Origin of the sequence: Mesorhizobium sp. M4A.F.Ca.ET.020.02.1.1, assembly GCF_004022645.1 — a bacterium.
Taxonomy (GTDB): Bacteria; Pseudomonadota; Alphaproteobacteria; order Rhizobiales; family Rhizobiaceae; genus Mesorhizobium.
The window spans coordinates 1-2,028 of record NZ_RZOI01000926.1; the positions used below are offsets into that span (position 1 = coordinate 1).

3 protein-coding genes are annotated in these 2,028 nt (G+C 63.3%); 2 read left to right on the forward strand and 1 reads right to left on the reverse strand.

The features are described 5' to 3' along the window. Positions 1 to 236: 236 nt before the first annotated feature. Complete coding sequence (locus tag EN742_RS33175) at positions 237 to 815, reverse strand: invasion associated locus B family protein (protein ID WP_127406446.1); 579 nt, start codon at positions 813 to 815, stop codon at positions 237 to 239. A 216-nt stretch (positions 816 to 1,031) separates the two neighbouring features. On the opposite strand from EN742_RS33175, the gene EN742_RS33180 reads away from it, so the two are divergent. Both EN742_RS33180 and EN742_RS33185 read left to right on the forward strand, forming a co-directional pair. Beyond that, a complete protein-coding gene (locus EN742_RS33180; protein WP_127406447.1) occupies positions 1,032 to 1,331 on the forward strand; it encodes a hypothetical protein in 300 nt (99 codons plus the stop codon). A gap of 134 nt (positions 1,332 to 1,465) precedes the next feature. Next, complete coding sequence (locus EN742_RS33185) at positions 1,466 to 1,942, forward strand: NUDIX hydrolase (protein WP_128333783.1); 477 nt, start codon at positions 1,466 to 1,468, stop codon at positions 1,940 to 1,942. Positions 1,943 to 2,028: the final 86 nt, after the last annotated feature.

Sequence of the window (2,028 nt, forward strand, 5' to 3'; positions counted from 1 at the left end):
TCCTATTTCTTTCCTGTCCGCCCCGTCTCGAACCTTTATGGCCTTCCGATCCATATTCCGGGGGTAAAGACCCATGACGACTGTAGCATTGTAGTCGCGGCGGCGTCCCGTGCCGCTCTGACCCTGCCGACCGCAGGTTGAATTAAGCCAACCGGAAATAAGGACTACGCGCGATGGACGTCAATGATACGGGCGATCGGCGAATGCCGATCGTCCCGGTCGGTCTAAGCAGGAACTCAGTCCGCCGACAGCTCCGCCGTCCTTGCCAGCGCGCCGCCGAAGCCGTTGAGCGAGATGGAGAAGCTGATCGGCTGCGCCGTGTCGGCGGCGACCGCATTGACCTTCAGGCTGGTGCCGTTCTGGAGCAGCGGCGTGGTGTCGGCGTCAAAGGCAACCGGCCCCAGGCAGCCGACAGCCTGGCAGGTGTTGAACTGCAAGATGCCTTCCAGCTTCTTGTCGTCGATCTCCAGCGTGATGCCCTTGGCCAGCGCCAGGCCGAACGGCAGCGCCAGGGTGCCAGCGGCATCCTCGCCGGTCTTGGTCGACAATTCGATCGCCAGCAGACGCTGGTTGGTCTGCTTGCTGAACTGCTGGTGCGAGAGGCTGCAGGCCCTGGCCGCGCCGTTGACCTGGCAATTGACCACCCAGTCGCCATGGGTCTCCGAGAGCGCCGAGGCCCCGCCCGGCAATTGCGGCTTGGCCGCGTCGGCGGCCGGCGCCACCTTGTCGCCCTTGGTCTGCGCAGCGTTTACCCAAACCGGCACGCCGAGGATGCAGACAGCGCCAACTATCGCCGCGAGATACCTGCTTCTCATAGGGATCCCTTCTTGCCAGGCTCGGCTCCAGCCACTGGCTCGGCCTGGCGCCGGCCGATAGAGCGGCGAAACAACCGCCCCCGTCAAGTGCAATGCCAGGTTGGAGGGCACATTCCTGGCCGATGAACCAATCAATTTGGCGTGGCTGCCCATCGACCATGGCACCGCCGGTCAAATGCCCTATATGGGTGGTAGGTTTAACGCGGGAGCGGATCGATGCGGCAGCTTCGTCCAACGACGGTTCTCATATTGGCAATGCTGGCGACGGCGATGGTGGTGGCCGTGGCTCCGCATGCCTTGGCGCAGGTGATTATCCCAACAAATCGCAATGTTCTGGTCCAGCAGAACGAACTGCTGCAGCTGCAGAACAGGATGCTGCGGCAGCAATTCCAGCAACAGCAGCAGCTGAATCGCGAGCAGGATCGCCAGATCGTGCCGCAGCCTCGACCGCAGGTACCGGTGGTCAAGCCGAGCTGCCAGGTGCTGGGCAATGCGATTTTGACGTCGTGCCGCTGACAAGCCGGCATTTTCGATTTATTTAGCCAACTAACCTGCCGGAAAAATGCACTGTTGCATCGGCGGCGGTTTGGGGTTTTGCGGGATGGCGCCCTCCTTGCTCGGGAAGGGGCGATCCGACTGGGTTTCTGGGAATGGCAGCGACCAAGAAGACAGCCGTGCGCAAGGCAAAGAGGGGCGAACGGATTCGCCAGGTGGCGGCGATACCCTTTCGGCTGGGCCCTGATGGTGGCATCGAGGTGATGCTGGTGACGTCGCGCACGACCAGACGCTTCATCGTGCCCAAGGGCTGGCCGATGAAGGGCAAGAGCGGGCGCAAGGCGGCCATGATCGAGGCGCGGGAAGAAGCCGGCGTCCTCGGCGACATCCTGAAACAGCCGGCCGGCACCTATTCCTACTGGAAACGCCTGGCAAGCCGCTTCGTCCGCGTCGACGTCGTCGTCTACCTGCTGAACGTGACGGAGGAACTGCCCCGCTGGATGGAAGCGGGCACGCGGCAGCGGGCATGGCTTGCCCCGGCCGATGCGGCGCTGCTTATCGACGAGCCGGATCTGTCGACGTTGCTGAGGGACTTGACTGTCCCCCAGACCGAGCCTGCCGACGCGATTTGAGATCAGCTGCTCTCATCCTCGCGCCCGGGAAACGGTCGTACCGGAATACCCGTATAGGCCCACAGCCATTCCCGCGGCAGCGGCCC